14 protein-coding genes are annotated in these 17,326 nt (G+C 69.5%); 2 read left to right on the forward strand and 12 right to left on the reverse strand.

Annotated elements, in window-relative coordinates:
• Positions 1-85 precede the first annotated feature (85 nt).
• Positions 86-1,306 carry a phosphoserine phosphatase SerB gene (serB, locus tag ACYQ78_RS11990; protein ID WP_459800865.1) on the forward strand — a complete coding sequence of 407 codons (1,221 nt, stop codon included), beginning with the start codon at positions 86-88 and terminating at the stop codon, positions 1,304-1,306.
• On the opposite strand, the gene ACYQ78_RS11995 is transcribed toward serB, so the two are convergent.
• The 5 genes from ACYQ78_RS11995 to ACYQ78_RS12015 form a co-directional block, all read right to left on the reverse strand.
• Positions 1,290-3,365, reverse strand: a complete 2,076-nt coding sequence (locus ACYQ78_RS11995) for an FUSC family protein (RefSeq protein WP_459800866.1) — start codon at positions 3,363-3,365, stop codon at positions 1,290-1,292. The genes serB and ACYQ78_RS11995 overlap by 17 nt on opposite strands.
• Positions 3,349-3,807: a SixA phosphatase family protein gene (locus tag ACYQ78_RS12000; protein ID WP_459800867.1), complete on the reverse strand. Its 459-nt coding sequence runs from the start codon at positions 3,805-3,807 to the stop codon at positions 3,349-3,351. The genes ACYQ78_RS11995 and ACYQ78_RS12000 overlap by 17 nt, the downstream gene beginning before the upstream one ends.
• Before the next feature lie 193 nt (positions 3,808-4,000).
• Positions 4,001-6,301 carry a sodium-translocating pyrophosphatase gene (locus ACYQ78_RS12005; RefSeq protein ID WP_459800868.1) on the reverse strand — a complete coding sequence of 767 codons (2,301 nt, stop codon included), beginning with the start codon at positions 6,299-6,301 and terminating at the stop codon, positions 4,001-4,003.
• A 449-nt stretch (positions 6,302-6,750) separates the two neighbouring features.
• Entirely contained in the window at positions 6,751-7,206 is a 456-nt protein-coding gene (locus ACYQ78_RS12010) for an ATP-binding protein (RefSeq protein WP_062340505.1), read from the reverse strand.
• 2 nt (positions 7,207-7,208) lie between these two features.
• Entirely contained in the window at positions 7,209-7,559 is a 351-nt protein-coding gene (locus ACYQ78_RS12015; protein ID WP_030456213.1) for an STAS domain-containing protein, read from the reverse strand.
• Between the two features lie 158 nt (positions 7,560-7,717).
• On the opposite strand from ACYQ78_RS12015, the gene ACYQ78_RS12020 reads away from it, so the two are divergent.
• Positions 7,718-10,042, forward strand: coding sequence for a DEAD/DEAH box helicase (locus ACYQ78_RS12020; RefSeq protein WP_459800869.1), 2,325 nt, complete (start codon positions 7,718-7,720; stop codon positions 10,040-10,042).
• Positions 10,043-10,108: 66 nt separating this feature from the next.
• On the opposite strand, the gene ACYQ78_RS12025 is transcribed toward ACYQ78_RS12020, so the two are convergent.
• The 7 genes from ACYQ78_RS12025 to ssd all read right to left on the reverse strand — a co-directional run bounded on the left by ACYQ78_RS12025 (position 10,109) and on the right by ssd (position 16,920).
• Positions 10,109-10,486, reverse strand: coding sequence for an Rv3654c family TadE-like protein (locus tag ACYQ78_RS12025; protein ID WP_459800870.1), 378 nt, complete (start codon positions 10,484-10,486; stop codon positions 10,109-10,111).
• A 33-nt stretch (positions 10,487-10,519) separates the two neighbouring features.
• Positions 10,520-10,876: a TadE family type IV pilus minor pilin gene (locus ACYQ78_RS12030; protein ID WP_459800871.1), complete on the reverse strand. Its 357-nt coding sequence runs from the start codon at positions 10,874-10,876 to the stop codon at positions 10,520-10,522.
• On the reverse strand, positions 10,873-11,175 hold the full coding sequence (locus ACYQ78_RS12035) for a DUF4244 domain-containing protein (protein ID WP_459800872.1): 303 nt from the start codon (positions 11,173-11,175) through the stop codon (positions 10,873-10,875). The genes ACYQ78_RS12030 and ACYQ78_RS12035 overlap by 4 nt, the downstream gene beginning before the upstream one ends.
• Positions 11,176-11,979: 804 nt before the next feature.
• Positions 11,980-12,534, reverse strand: coding sequence for a type II secretion system F family protein (locus ACYQ78_RS12040; protein WP_459800873.1), 555 nt, complete (start codon positions 12,532-12,534; stop codon positions 11,980-11,982).
• A 428-nt stretch (positions 12,535-12,962) separates the two neighbouring features.
• On the reverse strand, positions 12,963-13,529 hold the full coding sequence (locus ACYQ78_RS12045) for a type II secretion system F family protein (RefSeq protein WP_459800874.1): 567 nt from the start codon (positions 13,527-13,529) through the stop codon (positions 12,963-12,965).
• Between the two features lie 409 nt (positions 13,530-13,938).
• Complete coding sequence (locus ACYQ78_RS12050; RefSeq protein WP_459800875.1) at positions 13,939-15,090, reverse strand: TadA family conjugal transfer-associated ATPase; 1,152 nt, start codon at positions 15,088-15,090, stop codon at positions 13,939-13,941.
• A gap of 798 nt (positions 15,091-15,888) precedes the next feature.
• Positions 15,889-16,920 (reverse strand): septum site-determining protein Ssd, encoded by a 1,032-nt coding sequence (gene ssd, locus ACYQ78_RS12055; protein ID WP_459800876.1) that lies wholly within the window; start codon positions 16,918-16,920, stop codon positions 15,889-15,891.
• Positions 16,921-17,326 lie beyond the last annotated feature (406 nt).

Below are 17,326 nucleotides of genomic sequence, written 5' to 3' on the forward strand. Positions count from 1 at the left end.
TCCGCATGGTGAACCTGGTGTACGGCCTCCCGATCAGGCCCAGTAGCGTTGAGACGACGGAATCGTCTACGCCCAGAGATCCGGGATGAAACAGCGCACTCTTCTGATCACGCTCACCGGTCCTGACCGCCCTGGGGTCACCTCCCGACTGTTCTCCGTACTCTCCGGTTTCCCCGTGACGGTCGCCGACGTCGAGCAGGTGGTCATCCGTGGCCGCCTGACCCTGGGCGTCCTGGTGGCCTACGCGGGAGGCAAACCGAAGGGCACCGGTGAGACCATCGGCGGCCTGTGGACCGCCATCGAGCAGGTCGCCGCCGACCTGGACATGGACCTCGAACTCACCACCGGGACGGCCTCCAAGGAGGCCCGCAGGCGAGGACGCCTGCACATCTCGGTGCTCGGCAACCCGCTCACCCCGGCCGCCATGGCCGGGATCACCGGCCGCATCGCGGCCAGCGGCGCCAACATCGACCGCATCGAACGCCTGTCGGCCTACCCGGTGACGTGCATCGAGATGGCCGTCTCCGGCGCCGACTCCAAGATGCTCCGCTCCGAACTGGCCATCGAGGCCAGCCACCAGCAGGTCGACGTGGCCGTCCAGCGCACCGGCATCCTCCGCCGGGCCAAGCGCATGGTGGTCATGGACGTCGACTCGACCCTCATCCAGGGCGAGGTCATCGAACTGCTGGCCCGCCACGCGGGCAACCTCGACGAGGTGGCCCGGGTGACCGAAGAGGCGATGCGCGGCGAACTCGACTTCGCCGAATCGCTGATCCGCCGGGTGGCCCTCCTGGAGGGTCTGCCGGAGGAGGTCTTCGAGAAGGTCGCCAAGGAGGTCGTGCTCACTCCCGGCGCCCGCACCCTCGTCCGCACGCTGAAGCGGCTCGACTACAAGTTCGCCATCGTCAGCGGCGGGTTCACCCAGATCACCGACTCACTGGTCGCCGATCTGGGCATCGACTACTCGGCCGCCAACACCCTTGAGGTGGTCAACGGGCGGCTCACCGGCCGCGTGGTCGGCGAGATCGTCGACCGGCCCGGCAAGGCGCGCGCACTGGAGCGTTTCGCCGAGCAGGCCGGGATCGCGGTCACCCAGACGGTCGCGGTCGGCGACGGCGCCAACGACCTCGACATGCTGGAGGTCGCCGGGCTCGGCATCGCCTTCAACGCCAAGCCGGTGGTCCGGGCCAAGGCCGACACCGCGCTCAACGTGCCCTATCTCGACTCGATCCTCTACCTGCTCGGGATCTCCCGGGAAGAAGTGGAAGCGGCGGACGCCGAAGACGGCCTCACCGGTCCCCGGTAGCCAGGGTCACCACCCGCGCCGAGTCGTCGGCGAGGGCCTTGAGCGCGTGGTCGGCGGCGGCCGCGTGCAGAAGGGCCCTCCTGACCTCGGTGCGGGAGTCGGCCGGGTCGCCGTCGAGCTCGCCGAGCCTCTTCACGGCCAGCTTCCCGAGCCACATCCGCAGGTCCGACAGCTTCTCGTCGACCTGCCCCTGGCCCTGATAAGGCTCACTTTCCTGTACGGCCTCCGCCCCCCGCTCCAGCCGATCGGCCACCGCGTGGAGCACCGCCGGAGCCGGGCCGACGTCGTTGCCCGGGTCCTCGCGCAGCACCGAGGTCAGCGTGATCAGCCCGTCGCGGACCCGGGTGACCTCTTCCAGCAGTTCGGCGATGTGGCCGGTCTCGCCCGCGCCGGGTTCGTGGGCCATCGCGGCGATGGCCGACTCGACCGTCTCGGCCTCGTCGGCGGCCTTCCTGATCGCCAGTTCGGCCGCGCCCTCGGGCCGCCTGCCCCGGGTCGTCTCGGCCAGCGTCCGGGCCGCGACCGCGTGGGCCTTCAGCAGCCCCGCCAGCCGCCCGCGCAACCTGACCGCCTCACCCCGCGGCCACAGCAGCCGCACGCAGGCCAGCGCGATCGCCCCGCCGAGCACGTTCAGCCCGATCCGGAACCCGGCGATCTCCCAGGTCTGGACGGCCTGGATGTCGATCAGCAGCAGCACGCACATGGTCATGAACGTGGCCCAGTAGGCGTAGTGGACGGCGTACAGCCCGAACCCCAGACCGGCGCTGACGGCGATGAGGGCGGCGAGCCAGCCGTACCCGGGGGCGATGAGCAGCACCACGGCGGCGACCAGCGCGCCTGCGATGCTGCCGCCGACGCGGGCCCCCGCCTTGTCGAGCGTCTCGCCGAAGGTCGGCTGGATGGTCAGCAGCACGCCCAGCGCCAGCCACTGCGCGTGCTCCGGCGTGAAGATCGCGATGATCACGCAGGCCATGGCGGTGCCGAGCGTCGCCCGGAGCAGGTGCCGGAACCTGGGGTCGTCGCGGGTCATCCGCATCGACGGGGACCTCGGAACGATCATGATGGCGTCGGTGACCGGGCTCCCGGCGGGCAGCCGGGGAATCGGGATCAGCACCGACTTCAGCTTCATCGCGGGGAGCCTGACGTGGTCGAGGGTCTCCCTGATCCGGGCGGCGGCGTGGTCGATCTGCCGCAGCAGCACCAGTCGCAGCAGCTCCCGCTCGTCGTCGGGCCGGTCGCCCCTGAGGGCGTCGATGCGGGCGGCGAAGTCGACCTCGGCGACCTCGACGTCGTCGTGGAACAGGCTCCTGGTGCGCGCGGCCAGTTCGGCGGTCAGCGGCTCGATCTCCGCGCGGACCCCCGCCGCCTCGGCCAGTTCGCGCAGCGTGATCGCCTCGTAGAAGACCCTCCGCAGGGCCGTGGTGATCCGCTCGGCGTCGCGGGACCTGCGTTCCCACCGGTGGCGGGCGCAGGCGGTGCGGGCCTTCTGGAGGGCGTCGGCGACCTCGTCGCGCAGCTCCTCCCAGCGGTCTTCGTCGAAGGTCGCCTCGAACAGGTCGGCCAGCAGCCCGGCGGCCTCCGACAGGGTCGCCGCGAGCGGGCGGGTGCGCCGCCAGGCCCACGGCAGCGTCAGCAGGAAGGCCGCCAGCAGCCCGCCCGACACCTGGAGGACCAGGTGCGGGATCGGGTCGACCGGCAGCGGGTTGGCGGCCGTCAGCAGCAGCGCCAGCGGCGCGGTGAAGCCCACGACCGGGAACCGGATCGCCAGCGCGGCGGCCACCGTCGCCACGGGGATCAGCAGCAGGTCGTGCCCGACCAGTAAGACACCGCCGACCGAACCCGCGGCCAGCACGAGGACACCGGCGAGCATGAAGTCGAGGCGTACACCCGGCGGATCGGGGTTGGCCCTGATGGTCACCAGGAAGGCGCCGAGCGCCACCACGCCGCCCTGAGCGGGGCGGCCGGTCGCGAGGCCGATGATGAGCGGGATGAGCAGGCCGGCCGCGCCGACGAGGCCGTAGCCTACGGCGAGGCCGCGGTCTCTAAGGCTGGTGGCCATCGACCAGGGTGCCGGTGCCCGGGTCGAGCTCCTCCCACGGCCCCGGCAGCTCGATCACGGCGAACGCCCCCGGCTTGAACGCCTCGGTCTGCGGCCCGGACAGCTGCACGACCAGGTCGTGGACCGACGGGTTGTGCCCCACCAGCACCAGCGTGCCGACCTCGGGATCGGTGCGCCGGATGATCGCGACCAGATCGTCGGTGTACGCCTCGTACACATCCCGTTCGAACTCGATGGGCACGTCGGCGAGACCGAGCAGTTCGGCGGTCAGCCGGGTGCGGGCCGAGGGCGACGACACGATCAGGTCGGGCGCCAGCTTCGCGATCAGCTCACCGGCCTCGCGGGAGTTGCGCTCACCCCGGGGCGTCAGCACCCGGTCGTAGTCGAGGACCCCGGGCGTGTGCTCGGCCTTGGCGTGCCGCAGCACGATCAGCTTCTTCATCCGGTCTGCTCCGTTTACGGCATTGCCCACACTGCGAGGGACACGATCACGGCGAACATCAGAGCCATGCCCAGCAGGATGCCCACCAGGCTACGGCCGCTCGACGACGGCTTCTCTTCCATGGACCACGAGTCTATGAACGTGCGGCGGCCCCCCGGCACACGGGTGCCGGAGGGCCGCCGGGGCCGGTCGGCTACTTGGCCGCCGGCTCCAGCTTCTTCTCGTTGTCGGTGTTCGGCTTGTCGATCGTGACCGAACGCCGCTTCGACATGACGATCGCGCCGATGACGACCGCCACCGCGACGACCGTGACACCGATCCGCAGCGCGGCGTTGTCGAAGTTGATCACCACGGCCGGCGCGATCAGCAGCGCGACCAGGTTCATCACCTTGATCAGCGGGTTGATGGCCGGACCGGCGGTGTCCTTGAACGGGTCACCCACGGTGTCGCCGATGACGGTGGCGGCGTGGGCCTCGGAGCCCTTGCCGCCGTGGTGGCCGTCTTCGACGAGCTTCTTGGCGTTGTCCCAGGCGCCGCCCGAGTTCGACAGGAAGACCGCCATCAGCGTGCCGGCCGCGATGGCCCCGGCCAGGAAGGCGCCCAGCGGGGCGTAACCCAGCGCGAAACCGACCGCGATCGGCGTCATGACGGCCAGCAGACCCGGCGTCGCGAGCTCGCGCAGCGAGTCCTTGGTGCAGATGTCGACCACGCGGGAGTAGTCGGGCAGTTCCGTGCCCGCCATGATCCCGGGCTTGCTGCGGAACTGGTCGCGTACCTCGAAGACCACCCGCATCGCGGCGCGCCCGACGGCCATGATCGCCAGACCGGAGAACAGGAACACCACGGCGGCGCCGATGATCAGGCCGACGAGCACGTTGGGCGCGTCGACGCTCAGCGAGAAGTTCGCGAAGCTGCCCAGCATGTCTCTCACCGCGGGTGAGGCGTCGGCCAGCGCTCCCTCCACGGCGGTCCGGAACGATCCGAACAGCGCCGTCGCCGCGAGTACGGCGGTCGCGATCGCGATGCCCTTGGTGATCGCCTTCGTCGTGTTGCCCACGGCGTCGAGCGAGGTCAGCACCGCGGCGCCCTCGCCGGTGACGTCGCCGGACATCTCGGCGATGCCCTGCGCGTTGTCGGAGACCGGGCCGAAGGTGTCCATCGACACGATCACGCCGACCGTGGTCAGCAGACCGGTGCCCGCCAGCGCGACCGCGAACAGCGCCACGGTGACGTTGCCGAAGCCGAGCAGGAAGGCGCCGTACACGGCACCACCGATGAGCAGCGCCGAGTAGACGGCCGACTCGAGACCGACCGCGATACCCGAGAGGATCACGGTCGCCGCGCCGGTCAGCGAGCTCTCGCCGATCTCCTTCACCGGACGGCGGTTCGTCTCGGTGAAGTAGCCGGTGAGGATCTGGATCGCGCTGGCCAGCACCAGGCCGACCAGCACGGCGCCGATGGCGATCCAGCGCGGGTCGGCGTCGAGCGTCTGCACGCCGCCGTTCAGCTCGGAGAAGCTGCCCGGCAGGTAGAGGAACGCGGCGATGGCGACGAAGATCGCCGAGATGACCGCCGAGATGAAGAAGCCGCGGTTGATGGCGGCCATCGCGTTGCGGTCGCCCGCGCGGGGCGCGGTGATGAAGATGCCGATGATCGCGGTGATGACACCGATCATCGGGACGATCAGCGGGAACACCAGACCCTCGGTGCCGAACGCCGCCTTGCCCAGGATCAGCGAGGCGACCAGCATGACCGCGTAGGACTCGAACAGGTCGGCGGCCATACCGGCGCAGTCACCGACGTTGTCGCCCACGTTGTCGGCGATGGTCGCCGGGTTGCGCGGGTCATCTTCCGGAATGCCCTGCTCGACCTTGCCGACCAGGTCGGCGCCGACGTCGGCCGCCTTGGTGAAGATGCCGCCGCCCACTCGCATGAACATCGCGAGCAGCGCGGCGCCGAACCCGAACCCCTCAAGGACGCTCGGCGCGTCCCCCTTGTAGACGAACACCACGATCGCGGCGCCCAGCAGGCCCAGGCCGACCGTGAACATGCCCGCCACACCACCGGTGCGGAAGGCGATGCGCATCGCCACCTTCTCACCGGACTCACGTGCCGCCGCGGCGACGCGGACGTTGCCGCGCACCGCCAGCCACATGCCGATGAATCCGGTCAGCGCGGAGAAGACCGCGCCGACCACGAAGAAGACGCTGCGCCCGATACGCACCCCCGTCGTCTCCGCCGGCAGCAAAAGGAGCACCAGAGGGATCAACACGACAAAGATGGCGAGCGTCTTGAACTGCCGGGTGAGATAGGCGGAGGCGCCTTGCTGAACCGCTTTCGCGATGTTCTGCATGCGCTCGGTGCCCTGGCCCGCCGCGAGAACCTCGCGTACGAGCCCGCCCGCTACGGCGAGAGCGAGCAGGGCCACGGCCGCCACCACCACGACGAGAGTGAGGTGACCACCGCTCAGGGAAACCGCCGCACTATCGTCCACGGCTAGAAAATGTGCAGGAGCAGACAATCCGTCCTCCTCGGCCAGACGGGTAGGTCCTGCCCGGGAGTGGCTGCCCCAAAATGTTACGGCTGCCCCGTAGGAGGAGAGCTCCGGCGGCGCACTTCCGGGTCATTGGCAGTGCCGCTTCCGGTTGCGTTCCGCAATACCTTGGCCGGTGCCGGGTACTCTACGCAGCGGTCAGCCATATATGAACCCCCTGCGCCCCGCAAATTGGTGAACAGATCGGCTGCGGAATTGGCATCGCCGTATGTCCAGGGGATTGCGCACAGGTAAAAAAGAGCTCCCGATGACCGGGCCTCTGACTCTGAGGCAAGCTCAGAGTGCGGGATGCGGCCGACCGTCGGCCGACCGCATCTCGTGTCTATGTCTCGTGTCTGTGTCTCGCGTCTGTGGGACACGGCCGACCTCGGGTCAGCCGTGGCTCCAGCTCAGACGGCCGCCAGCCCGTTGGGGGTCGGGGCGGCCGGCCAGCTCATCCTGATCTTCACCCCGTTCGGTCCGGGTGAGACCTCGACGTCGTCGGCCAGGCCCGCGATCACCGCGATCCCGAGGCCGGGCATCTCGGGCACTATCCCGAGCATCGCGTCGACCAGCCGATAGCCGTCGGATGAGTCGACGGCTTTGAGATCGTCGCTGGGGGCGGCGTCGGTCACCGTGACCTCGAACCGCCCCGAGTCGTCTTTGAGCTCGATCCGGATCGGCTCCCCCGGGCAGTGGAGACGGTGAGCCTCAACTGCCCGGGAGCACGCCTCTCCGACGGCGAGCCGCACTTCGTCCAGCAGCGCCTCGGCGACGCCCGTGCGGCGGGCGATGGCCGTCGCGACCAACCGAGCGGTTCGCACGTGGGCCGGAAGCGCGCTGAATGTCAGCTCGACGGTGGCCATGACTACTTGTCTCGGCCGTGGGCTTCCTTGGCCTCCTCCACCGAGGCGTAGATCCCGAAGACCTTGGTCAATCCGGTGATCCGGAAGATCTTCAGAATCCGCTCCTGAGTGCAGACGAGTTCCAGGGAGCCATCATGCGCCCGCACCCGCTTGAGCCCGCCGACCAGCACACCGAGGCCGGTCGAGTCGAGGAAGTCGACCTTCTCCATGTTGACGAGAAGGTGGAAGTTCCCCTTGTTCACCAAATCGATGAGCAGCTCACGCAATCTGGGCGCGGTGTAGACGTCGATCTCACCCTCAACCTCGACGATGGTGAGTCGGTCCTCGGTACGGTGGTCCAACTTCAGATCCACAGATCCTCCAGCGCCTTGCCTGCGTAGGTCCCGATGAGGGTCGTGCATCATGTGAAAGCACGACCCCGACGCGCGGCATTCAACCACGCCACGCCTCTGTGTCTATACGAAATCACGGTTCCGGGCGACTCTCCCCCGAGATGCCATGATGGAAACCCATGACTTCGCAGACTTCCCCAGCTCCCTCCCGAGAGCCCTGGCCAGACCGGGGCGGGCACCTTCTCGACCGTCTGGTCACGGTCCCGGGCCGCCACGGGCGGGTCACTCATGTGGAGCATGTTCCGGCACGTCAGGCAGGTCAAGCCCAGTGGCCGCCGTGGGTCCCCGCCGAGGTGAGGGAGAGGCTGGAGGGGCTCGGGATACAGGGGTTGTGGAGTCACCAGTCAGAGGCCGCCGACCTGGTCAGGCGTGGCCAAAACGTGATCATCGCCACAGGCACCGCGTCGGGGAAATCGCTGGCCTATCTGGTGCCCGCCCTCACCGAGGTGCTGTCGGGCGGGACCGTCCTCTACCTGACCCCGACCAAGGCCCTGGCGGCCGACCAGCTCCGTTCCGTGAGCGCTCTGGGCCTCGACGGCGTCCGCCCCGCGACCTTCGACGGCGACACCCCCCACGAGGAGCGGGCGTGGGTCCGCCGCAACGCCAACTACGTGCTGACCAACCCCGACATGCTGCACCGCTCGATGCTGCCCAGACACTCGGCCTGGACGTCGTTCTGGCGCCGCCTGCGCCTGGTGATCGTCGACGAGTGCCACGGCTACCGCGGCGTCTTCGGTTCTCATGTGGCCCAGATCCTGCGCCGCCTGCGTCGCGTCTCGGGTAAGTACGGCTCCGATCCGGTGTTCTTCCTGGCCTCCGCGACGGCGAGCGACCCGGCCACGACGGGCATGCGCCTGACGGGCCTCCAGATGGCCGAGGTGACCCGCGACGCCTCCCCGAGAGGCAGGACGACGATCGCGCTGTGGGAACCGCCCCTGACCGATCTCCGAGGCGAAGGTGGAGCTCCCATTCGCCGGGCCGCCACGGCGGAGGTCGCCGACCTGCTGGCCGACCTCGTGGTCGACGGCGTGCGCACCCTGGCGTTCGTCCGGTCGAGGCGCGCGGCCGAGAACGTGGCCCTGACGGCGCGGGGTCACCTCGCCGAGGCCGGTGTGCCGCTCACCGACAAGATCGCCGCCTACCGGGCGGGCTACCTGGCCGAGGACCGGCGCCTGCTGGAGAAGTCGCTGCGGTCGGGTGACCTGCTGGGGGTCGCGACGACCAACGCCCTGGAACTCGGCGTCGACGTGTCGGGCCTCGACGCGGTCCTGATCGCCGGCTGGCCCGGGACCCGGGCGTCGCTGTGGCAGCAGGCCGGGCGGGCGGGCCGAGACGGCCAAGATGCTTTGGCGGTGTTGATCGCACGGGACGATCCGCTCGACACGTATGTCGTCCACCACCCTGAGGCGCTGTTCGGCCGCCCGGTGGAAGCCACCGTCCTCGACCCGGACAACCCGTATGTGCTGGCCCCGCACCTGTGCGCGGCCGCCGCCGAGGTGCCCCTGACCGAGGCCGACCTGGAGATCTTCGGCCCCGCGACGCTGTCGGTGCTGGCCGAGCTGGTCGCCGACGGGTTACTGCGGCGGCGTCCGACAGGATGGTTCTGGACGCGCCGCGACCAAGCCGCCGACCTGGCCGACATTCGCGGGTCCGGGGGGTCGCCGGTGCAGATCGTGGAGACCGACACGGGGCGGCTCCTGGGGACCTGTGACGAGGCATCCTCCCATACCTCGGTGCACACCGGGGCGGTCCACCTCCACCAGGGGCAGACGTTCGTGGTCGACGAGCTCGACCTGGAGATGGGGGTCGCCCTGGTGACCGCCGGGACCCCTGACTATTCGACCTTCGCCCGGGACGTGACCGACATCGCGGTCGTCGAGTCTCTGCGGTCCCATGCTCTGGGGCCCGGCGAGCTGCATTTCGGGGCGGTCGAGGTGACGCGGCAGGTGGTCTCCTACCTGAAGCGGCGGGTGTCGACCGGGGAGATGCTCGGGGACGAGCCGCTGGATCTGCCGCCTCGGAGCCTTTCGACCAAAGCCGTGTGGTGGACGTTGCCTCCCGAGTCGCTGCCCTCGAGCATCGGAGACCTGGGTGGGGCGGCGCATGCGGCTGAGCATGCGGCGATCGGGCTGCTGCCGCTGTTCGCCACGTGTGATCGGTGGGACATCGGGGGGGTGTCCACCGAGCTGCACCCCGACACGGGGCGGTTGACGGTTTTCGTGTACGACGGGCACGCGGGTGGGGCCGGGTTCGCGGAGCGGGGGTTCGGGAACGCGGTGGCGTGGTTGGGGGCCACGCGGGATGCGATCGCGTCGTGTGAGTGTGGGCATGGGTGCCCTAGTTGCATCCAGTCACCGAAGTGCGGCAACGGGAACGAGCCTCTGAGCAAGCGGGGGGCCTTGGAACTGCTGGACGTCCTTCTGGGGCAGCGACCTCAGATGTGAGGACGTGGGCCGCGCCCCTTGAGCTGCGTAGCCCGACCGTGTCTGGCCGCGATCTCCGGGCGGTCTTCAGCGCTCCGCATCCAGATAGACCGGCCCGGCTCGGGACTCGGCCGAGGCCTCCCGTTGGTTCAGTCCCGGAAAGCGGAGCAGCACCGTCGCCGTCACCTCGGACACCCCGCCGACGACCTCACACGAGGTGAGCCGCGCGTCGTTGGCGGCGACCACCTCCGCCGCGTGTTCACAGGCCTCCTGCGGTGCCGCGATCGCCAGTTCGGCGGCGGCCAGAGCGCCCAGGTCGGCGGCGGTCCGGGCCGCGTGGGCGGCCACTCTCGCCGTTCCGACCTGGACGAACACATAGGCCAGCCCCCACACCACGGCCATGGCCGCGACGACCCAGACGGTCGCCGACCCCCGATCACATCGACTTCTCTCACGTTCACTCACCATCAACACCCCCTGCGATTCACCACGTGCATGTCAGGGCAGCACGCCCTTCTCGGTCGCCGAAGCCGCAGAAGCGGACACCACCACGCCGGGCAACATCACCGCCCACGACGGACGAACACGGGCCCGCACCGTCACCTCCGTGAGCGACGCACCCACCGTCACCTCGACTGAAGCCCCGGGCGGCGCCACCGCCAGCGCCCCCTCACGAACGGCCGTGACCGCGTCTCCCCGCGCCGCGGCCCGCGCACCGGCCCGCGCGGCATCGACACACTCCAGCCGCGCTCCGACCACGGCCACCGCCCACAGGGCGGCACCGAGCACGACCACCAGCGCCGGCAAGGCCGCGGCCATCTCGGCCGTGACCGAACCACGATCGCGCCGGATCATCCGGTCAGCGCCAACGCCTTCTGGACGAGCGAGACGAGCATCTGCTGCACATCCGGCGAGGTCACCACCTTGAACAGCAGCCCCGCGAACCCACATGCGGCGATGGTCCCGACGGCGTATTCGGCGGTCGACATCCCCGCGTCCGGACGCCGGCCTCCGCCTCGCTCGGCCAGCACCCGCGCCGCCCGAGCGGCCGCCTCCCGCAGTCGCTCGGCGGCACGGTCCCGCTTGGCCTCCGCGGTCAGGGTGGGAGTGGCGGCCGCTCGGGTCCACGAGATGCCTTTGGTCTTGACGTTCACGCGTCCTCCTGTCACCGGACCGGACCCTCCGCCCCGGCGACACTCAGCCTGCCGACCCGACCCTGCTTTCCACCGACCTCAACCTCTGGCTGTGGATAACCGAAGCCCTGTGGATAACCTAAAAGTCCGTCGTGTACGGGGGTTTTACCGCCAGAGCCGCTATCAAGGCTGTGCGTTATCCACACCTGTGGACAACCTTCGTCCACAGGCTGTGCAGAAACAGGAGGGCGCTGTGCACAGGCTGCCGACATCCCGCGCCGAGATCATGACAGGCCCCTGACCGACCCACCACACGCACCCCACGTCCAGAAGACGGGGACCTCAACCACTCGGCGGCGTTGAACGCAGACCAATGCACTGCAGAAAGGAGGCCCGGCCATTCGGCACGATCGCTCGTTTCGGACCACGCCGGTGGTGTCGTTGCAGCGCTCCCACGAGGCGTGCCGACACGAAGATGGGCAATTCAACGCCACACGATCCAGGCGACTGGAGGCAGGTGCCGAGGCGGAGTCGCCCACATGCGGCCATGGCCAATCCGAGGGCTATGCGCGGCCAGGGGTGCCCGGTGTCACCCAGCGGGTCGCCGTGAATCACCCACCACGCAGCGCCAAGGTCTGAGCCATGTCCAGCCTTCGGCCGCAGCGCCAGCCCTCTGATGACATGCGCCAGGGGGCCGTACAGGGGCGAAGTGCCTTGCCTGGCAGTACACGAGTTCAGAGTACGCAGACGCGGTGAGACAGCCCGGCCAGCAGCCGGCGTGTAGCCGAACAGACCACCGTTCCGCGGACCACATCCGGCGCGGGGTCAGGGTGCGAGGACCTGGGTGGCCAGCCCGGCGACAACCGGGATGATGCCGAGGAAGCAGAACGCCGGCAGGAAACACAACCCCAACGGCGCCACAGCCTGCACCCCGACCCGCCGTGCAGCCGCCGACGAAGCGGCCCGGCCGGCCTGGCGGGCGTCCTCAGCGACCCGCATCAGTACATCGGCGACAGGCGCTCCCGACTCGACCGCCCGAGCGATGGCCCTGGCCAGCAACGCCAAGCCGTCCTCGGAAGCGAGACCCCGCCACACCTCGACCGGGTCGGCTCCCAGCCGCATCTGCCCGCCGGCCCACCGCAACCGCTCGCCCAACGGACCGTCCACAACCCGCGCGACGATCTCGATCGCCCCGACGAGAGGCTGCCCCGCCCGCAGACACTCGGCGATGAGATCCGCAGCGAACGGCAGATCAGCCCGCACGAGCTCCTTACGCCGCCGATCCTGAGGCGACTCCCTACGCCTGACGTAGACCACAACGAGCCCAGCCAGCAGAACGCCCAGCACAACGCCGACGACACCGCCGACCAGCAGAACCATCAACACAAGCACCGGCCCAGCAACCAGGGCCATCCGCCCGGCCGGGCTCTCAGCCACACGACCCCGAGGCTCAGGCGGGGCGATAACCGCCCGAAGCCGATCAGCAGCAGTACGCCGAACCGGCCAACACATGACGCCAAGCGTCACGCACAGCCCGGTAAGCACCCCAACCACCACAACCCCCACTTCGAACCGGTTCCAACCACGTCAAGCCACCACGAGCTAGACCCGACCTCGACGACCATCAAGTGGCGATGTCGGAGGGAAGACCGCAATCGGCAAAGAGGATGCGGACACCGCGCTCCTCCGGCCACGACGTTCACCGCTCTGGAAGGGCATCGACGCAGACGCCGACATACGGCCGCTGCCAAAGGCGCCGCAGCCACGCGATTCATGTGGAAGCCAATGGACAGAGAGCCGAGACACCATCAACGGACACTGTCCTCAGCCTTCCTGACCATCCGATCCGTCCACCGCAGCCCCGTCACGTTGAGCAGCAACCCCACGACCAGACACCCGATCCCCGGCAACGTCGTGAACAGAAACGGCAGCGGCTCCATCCCCAACCCGGCGGCCATCAACAACCCCAGGACCGGCAACCCCGCGAGCATCCGAGCAGTAGCCCGAGGCCCGGCCAGCTGCGCCGAGATCTCCTGCCGATGGTTCTCCATGTCCCGCAGAGCCCCACCCACCCGCTCCACGAGAGGCGCGAGCCCACCGCCAACACTCACCCCGACCTCCCAGCAGGAGGCCAACCGCCGCAACCCCTCACCACCGGATTCAGGCGCCGCATCCACCAGCGCCGCCGCGACATCGCCCCCGTCACGCGCCACCCGAGCCACCGGCCGAAGCGCCTGTACGAACTCCGGCGGCCCCTCAACAGACCCGATGGCCCTGGAGAGCGCCTCACCAGGCGTACGCCCGGCCGACAGCTCCGCCACGATCGCCTGACACAACTCGACGGTCCCACCCCGCCAGGCCCGAACCAGCGCCATACGCGACCGCCGAGCCTTCACGACCCCGGGCAACGAAAACCCCGGACCCGCCACCCGCGTCAACCGCGCCAACCGCACAACCGGAACCGAAGGCCCGAACCACACCCAGACCGCCAGGCCGGCGCACAACCCCACCAGCACAGTGATCACCCGAACCCCGCTTCCCCGACGCCGCAAGCGCTCCAGACCATCAACGTCTTCGCCAAGAACCTTCTAGCCAGCTCAACAGCAGGACCCGACTCAATTCGCCCCGCTTCTGAGGGCATTTGGAACCGACTCACCCTGCTTCCCCTCATCGATGCGAGCCGATCTCTCTAGGAGTTTTGAGTCACTGCTCCGCCACGTCCCAATGACCGATGACGACCCACCTGAAGTCCCGCACCCAGCTCCATCACAAGGACATCGCGCATCACGTCCCAAGACAGCGCTCCCGCAGCGCCCCGAACGCAGCCCCCTCCCGCACCCCACCACGCCCGTCAAAGGACACCGCCGGCACCGCCTCCACGAACCCACCCACCCCACGCCGCAGTAGACAGATCTCAGCCACCCGCCGCACCCCGGTCCCGGTGTCCCGCACGACATGAATCACCGCATCCAGCGCAGCCGCGAGCTGACTGTGCACCGCCTCCCGGCTCAACCCGGCCGCACACGCCAGCGCCTCAAGCCGAGGCGGCACATCCGCCGCAGTGTTCGCGTGCAAGGTCCCGCACCCGCCCTCATGCCCCGTGTTCAAAGCGGCCAGGAGGTCGACAACCTCAGAGCCCCGAACCTCCCCGACCACAACCCGATCAGGCCGCATCCGCAACGCCTGCCGAACCAGATCCCGAAGCGTCACCCCACCGACCCCCTCCAGGTTCGGCGGCCGCGTCTCCAGCCGCACCACATGCGGATGCGCCGGACGCAACTCGGCCGAGTCCTCGACCAGCAGCAACCGCTCCCCAGGATCAGCCAGCGACAACAACGCGGACAGAAGGGTCGTCTTCCCCGTCCCCGTCCCACCCGACACGACGAACGCCAGCCGGGCCCGCATCACCGACCGCAGCACCTGCGCCCCCACCCCGGTCACCAGGTCATCGAGCCCGTACGTATGCCGAGGCGGCAGCCGCAACGACAAACAGGTCCCCTCAGCGGAAACCGGCGGCAGAACAGCGTGCAGCCGCACCCCACCGGCCAGCCGCGCATCGACGTAGGGGCAGGCGTCATCCAGCCGCCTCCCAGCGGCAGCCGCCAACCGTTGCGCCAACCGCCGCACGTCATCGTCGGATCGGAAGACGACCGACGTCTTCCGCAGCCCACCCCCGTCATCCACCCACACATCACGAGGCCCGTTGACCAGCACATCGGTCACCCCCGGCTCGGCGAGCAACCCCTCAAGCGGCCCCGCCCCGATGAGCTCCGCCCTGAGCACCCGCGCGATAGCCAGTACTTCGGCATCCCCCAGAACCGCCCGCTCGGCCCGCAACGCACCGGCCACCTGCGCAGGTGAAGGATCAAGCCCTTCCCGCGCCAGCCGAACGCGAACCGCCTCCAGCAACTCCCCCGAAACCGCGCTCACAGCCACCGCACGCCCACCCCGCGAAAGCCGCCAACCGCCGCCGCCAGCCCCATCTCAAAAGAACCCGGCGATCGATGGCCACACCTCCCGGCCAAGGCATGGCTCTCACGGCCCTCGATGCCGTTCACGCTCCTGGCCGAGGCAAGACTCCCCTGTCTTCCCTTGAGATCGTCCAAGCCCCTGGCGACCAGCGCGCCACATTCGGACATCCGAGGCCCTCTCACGCGAGCCCCGCCGACAACTCGCCGCAGAACCGCCCCACGGCGCCCACTTCAACGGTGACGCACCGCCTGGGTCGAGCGCCCTCGCCGATCCCTGCTCCTCCAGCAGAAACCCCGACAGGCAGCCCGCCACGTCCGAATAACCCTGGTTCTCCTGCGCCAGCCTCGTCAGAAGTTCGCCGTAGTGCCGCGCCAACAGCGTCCCTCCCAGCGGTGGCGCATCCCATCGACCGAGCGTCTCCGCCAACCCCCACTGCTTCAGCAGAAACCCCGATGATCAGCCCGTCACGTTCGAATGACCCGGACCCTCTCATGCCAACCGCGCCAACGGCTTTCGCACCAGCGGCAGCGCGTCCTCTCGACCGAGCGCCCCCGCCAGCCCCCGCTGCTCCGACAGAACCCGCAGCAATCAGCCCGCCACGTTCCAACGCCCCGAGCCCTCTCACGCGAGCCCCGTCGGCCACTCGCCGCAGAACCGCCCCAGCGTCGCCACATCGTCCCGATCGAGCGCCTCCGCAAGCCCCGGCTGCTCCAGCAGAACCCTCAGCCATCGCGACGCAACAGTCGAACAGCCCAGAACGTCTCACGCCAACCCCGCCAGCAGTTCCCCGCAGAACCGCCCCAACGGCGTCCGTTTCAACGGCGGCGCGTCCCCCCGGTCAAGCGCCTCCGCCAACCCCCGTTGCTCCGGCAGCACCCCCGCCAACGCCACCCCCAACGACTGGGCGACCACCCCAGGCTCCAAACTCCCGCCCCGGACAACCACCCGTACATCCCCCGCCTGCTCCCGCACCCCCGCCAGCGTCTGCCCCGCGGCAAGCACCCCGCGCACATCAGCGGACACCACCAGCAAAGCCACCCCAGACCGGCAAAGCGCCTCTTCAGCCCCGGCGTCAACAAACCGTGGCAGATCAACCACCACGAGATCGCACCCCCGCCGCGCCGCCTCCAGCACCGCGCGCATGGCCTCGCGGGGAATCCGCATCGGCTCCCCCCGGTGCCATGACAGGACAGTCAACTCGCCAAAGGTTGGGAGCGCTCCCTGCAGCGCCGCGTAGCTCACCCGTCCCTCCCGGCCCACGATGTCGGGCCACCGCGCCCCGGTCGCCTCCTCCTGGCCCAGCACCACATCGATCCCCCCACCCAGCGGATCGGCGTCCACGAGAAGGGTCCGAGACCCCGAGCGAGCTGCGGTGAGAGCCAGCGAAGCCGCCAGCACGGTGGCGCCGACGCCGCCGCGCCCTCCGGCCACGCACACCACCGAACCGGCCCGGGAAGACGGTTCGGCCGCCTCCGCGAACTCGTCGACGAGCAGGCGTTCGGCGTCGGGTAACTCCAGAACGGCCGACGCTCCGACGGCCACACACCGCCTCCACATAGCGGGATCGGCCGGATCCGACGTCACCAGCAGCACCCCCTGCCGGGCCGGCGGGCCGGTCGCGGCGAGGGCGTCGGCGAGGTCGGCACCCACCACGACCAGCGGCGCCGTGCGCCATCGTGGTCGGGCCTGGGCGGCCTCGTGGGCGACGTCGAGTTCGACTCCGGCGGCCGCGGCCACGCGGAGCAGGTCGTCGAGCAGGTCGCGGTCGGCGGTGACGGCGAGAGGGCGGTGCATGGGCGGGGGTCTCCTCGGTCGGAACGATCGGAGACTTCACCGTTCCAACCAACCGAAGATCGAAAACGCCCGTACCGAACCCTGTGGATAAGGGCCGCCCCTGTGGAAAAAGGGGGCGACCCCCGCCGGGGGGGAGAGCGGGGGTCGCCGAGCGGTCCGGCTCCGGGGGGGTAGAGCCGGTCCCGTGTGATGAAAGCTTTCATCAGTGGGCCAGGGCATGGCAAGGGACTTGCAAAGGTGCCCTGTGCACAGTCACTCCCACATCGGGAGATAACACCGTATGCTGCCCGATCCGCCCGAGTTTCGTCGAGGAGCAATCTGCAATTTGCGGCAGTTTTTTTGAGCCTCGCTCCATCTGCGGGAATGCGTCCACGCGGTGACGGTCAGTGATCACTGTCAGAAGTGG

The sequence above is a fragment of the Herbidospora sp. RD11066 genome (genome assembly GCF_054661255.1).

Excerpts from the sequence above, each read along its gene's own strand:
- serB (WP_459800865.1), top strand. The coding sequence starts at position 86 with ATGAAACAGCGCACTCTTCTGATCACGCTCACCGGTCCTGACCGCCCT.
- ACYQ78_RS11995 (WP_459800866.1), bottom strand. The coding sequence starts at position 3,365 with ATGGCCACCAGCCTTAGAGACCGCGGCCTCGCCGTAGGCTACGGCCTC.
- ACYQ78_RS12000 (WP_459800867.1), bottom strand. The coding sequence starts at position 3,807 with ATGAAGAAGCTGATCGTGCTGCGGCACGCCAAGGCCGAGCACACGCCC.
- ssd (WP_459800876.1), bottom strand. The coding sequence starts at position 16,920 with ATGCACCGCCCTCTCGCCGTCACCGCCGACCGCGACCTGCTCGACGAC.
- ACYQ78_RS12045 (WP_459800874.1), bottom strand. The coding sequence starts at position 13,529 with ATGGCGCTGGTTCGGGCCTGGCGGGGTGGGACCGTCGAGTTGTGTCAG.
- ACYQ78_RS12040 (WP_459800873.1), bottom strand. The coding sequence starts at position 12,534 with ATGGTTCTGCTGGTCGGCGGTGTCGTCGGCGTTGTGCTGGGCGTTCTG.
- ACYQ78_RS12030 (WP_459800871.1), bottom strand. The coding sequence starts at position 10,876 with ATGATCCGGCGCGATCGTGGTTCGGTCACGGCCGAGATGGCCGCGGCC.
- ACYQ78_RS12010 (WP_062340505.1), bottom strand. The coding sequence starts at position 7,206 with ATGGCCACCGTCGAGCTGACATTCAGCGCGCTTCCGGCCCACGTGCGA.
- ACYQ78_RS12020 (WP_459800869.1), top strand. The coding sequence starts at position 7,718 with ATGACTTCGCAGACTTCCCCAGCTCCCTCCCGAGAGCCCTGGCCAGAC.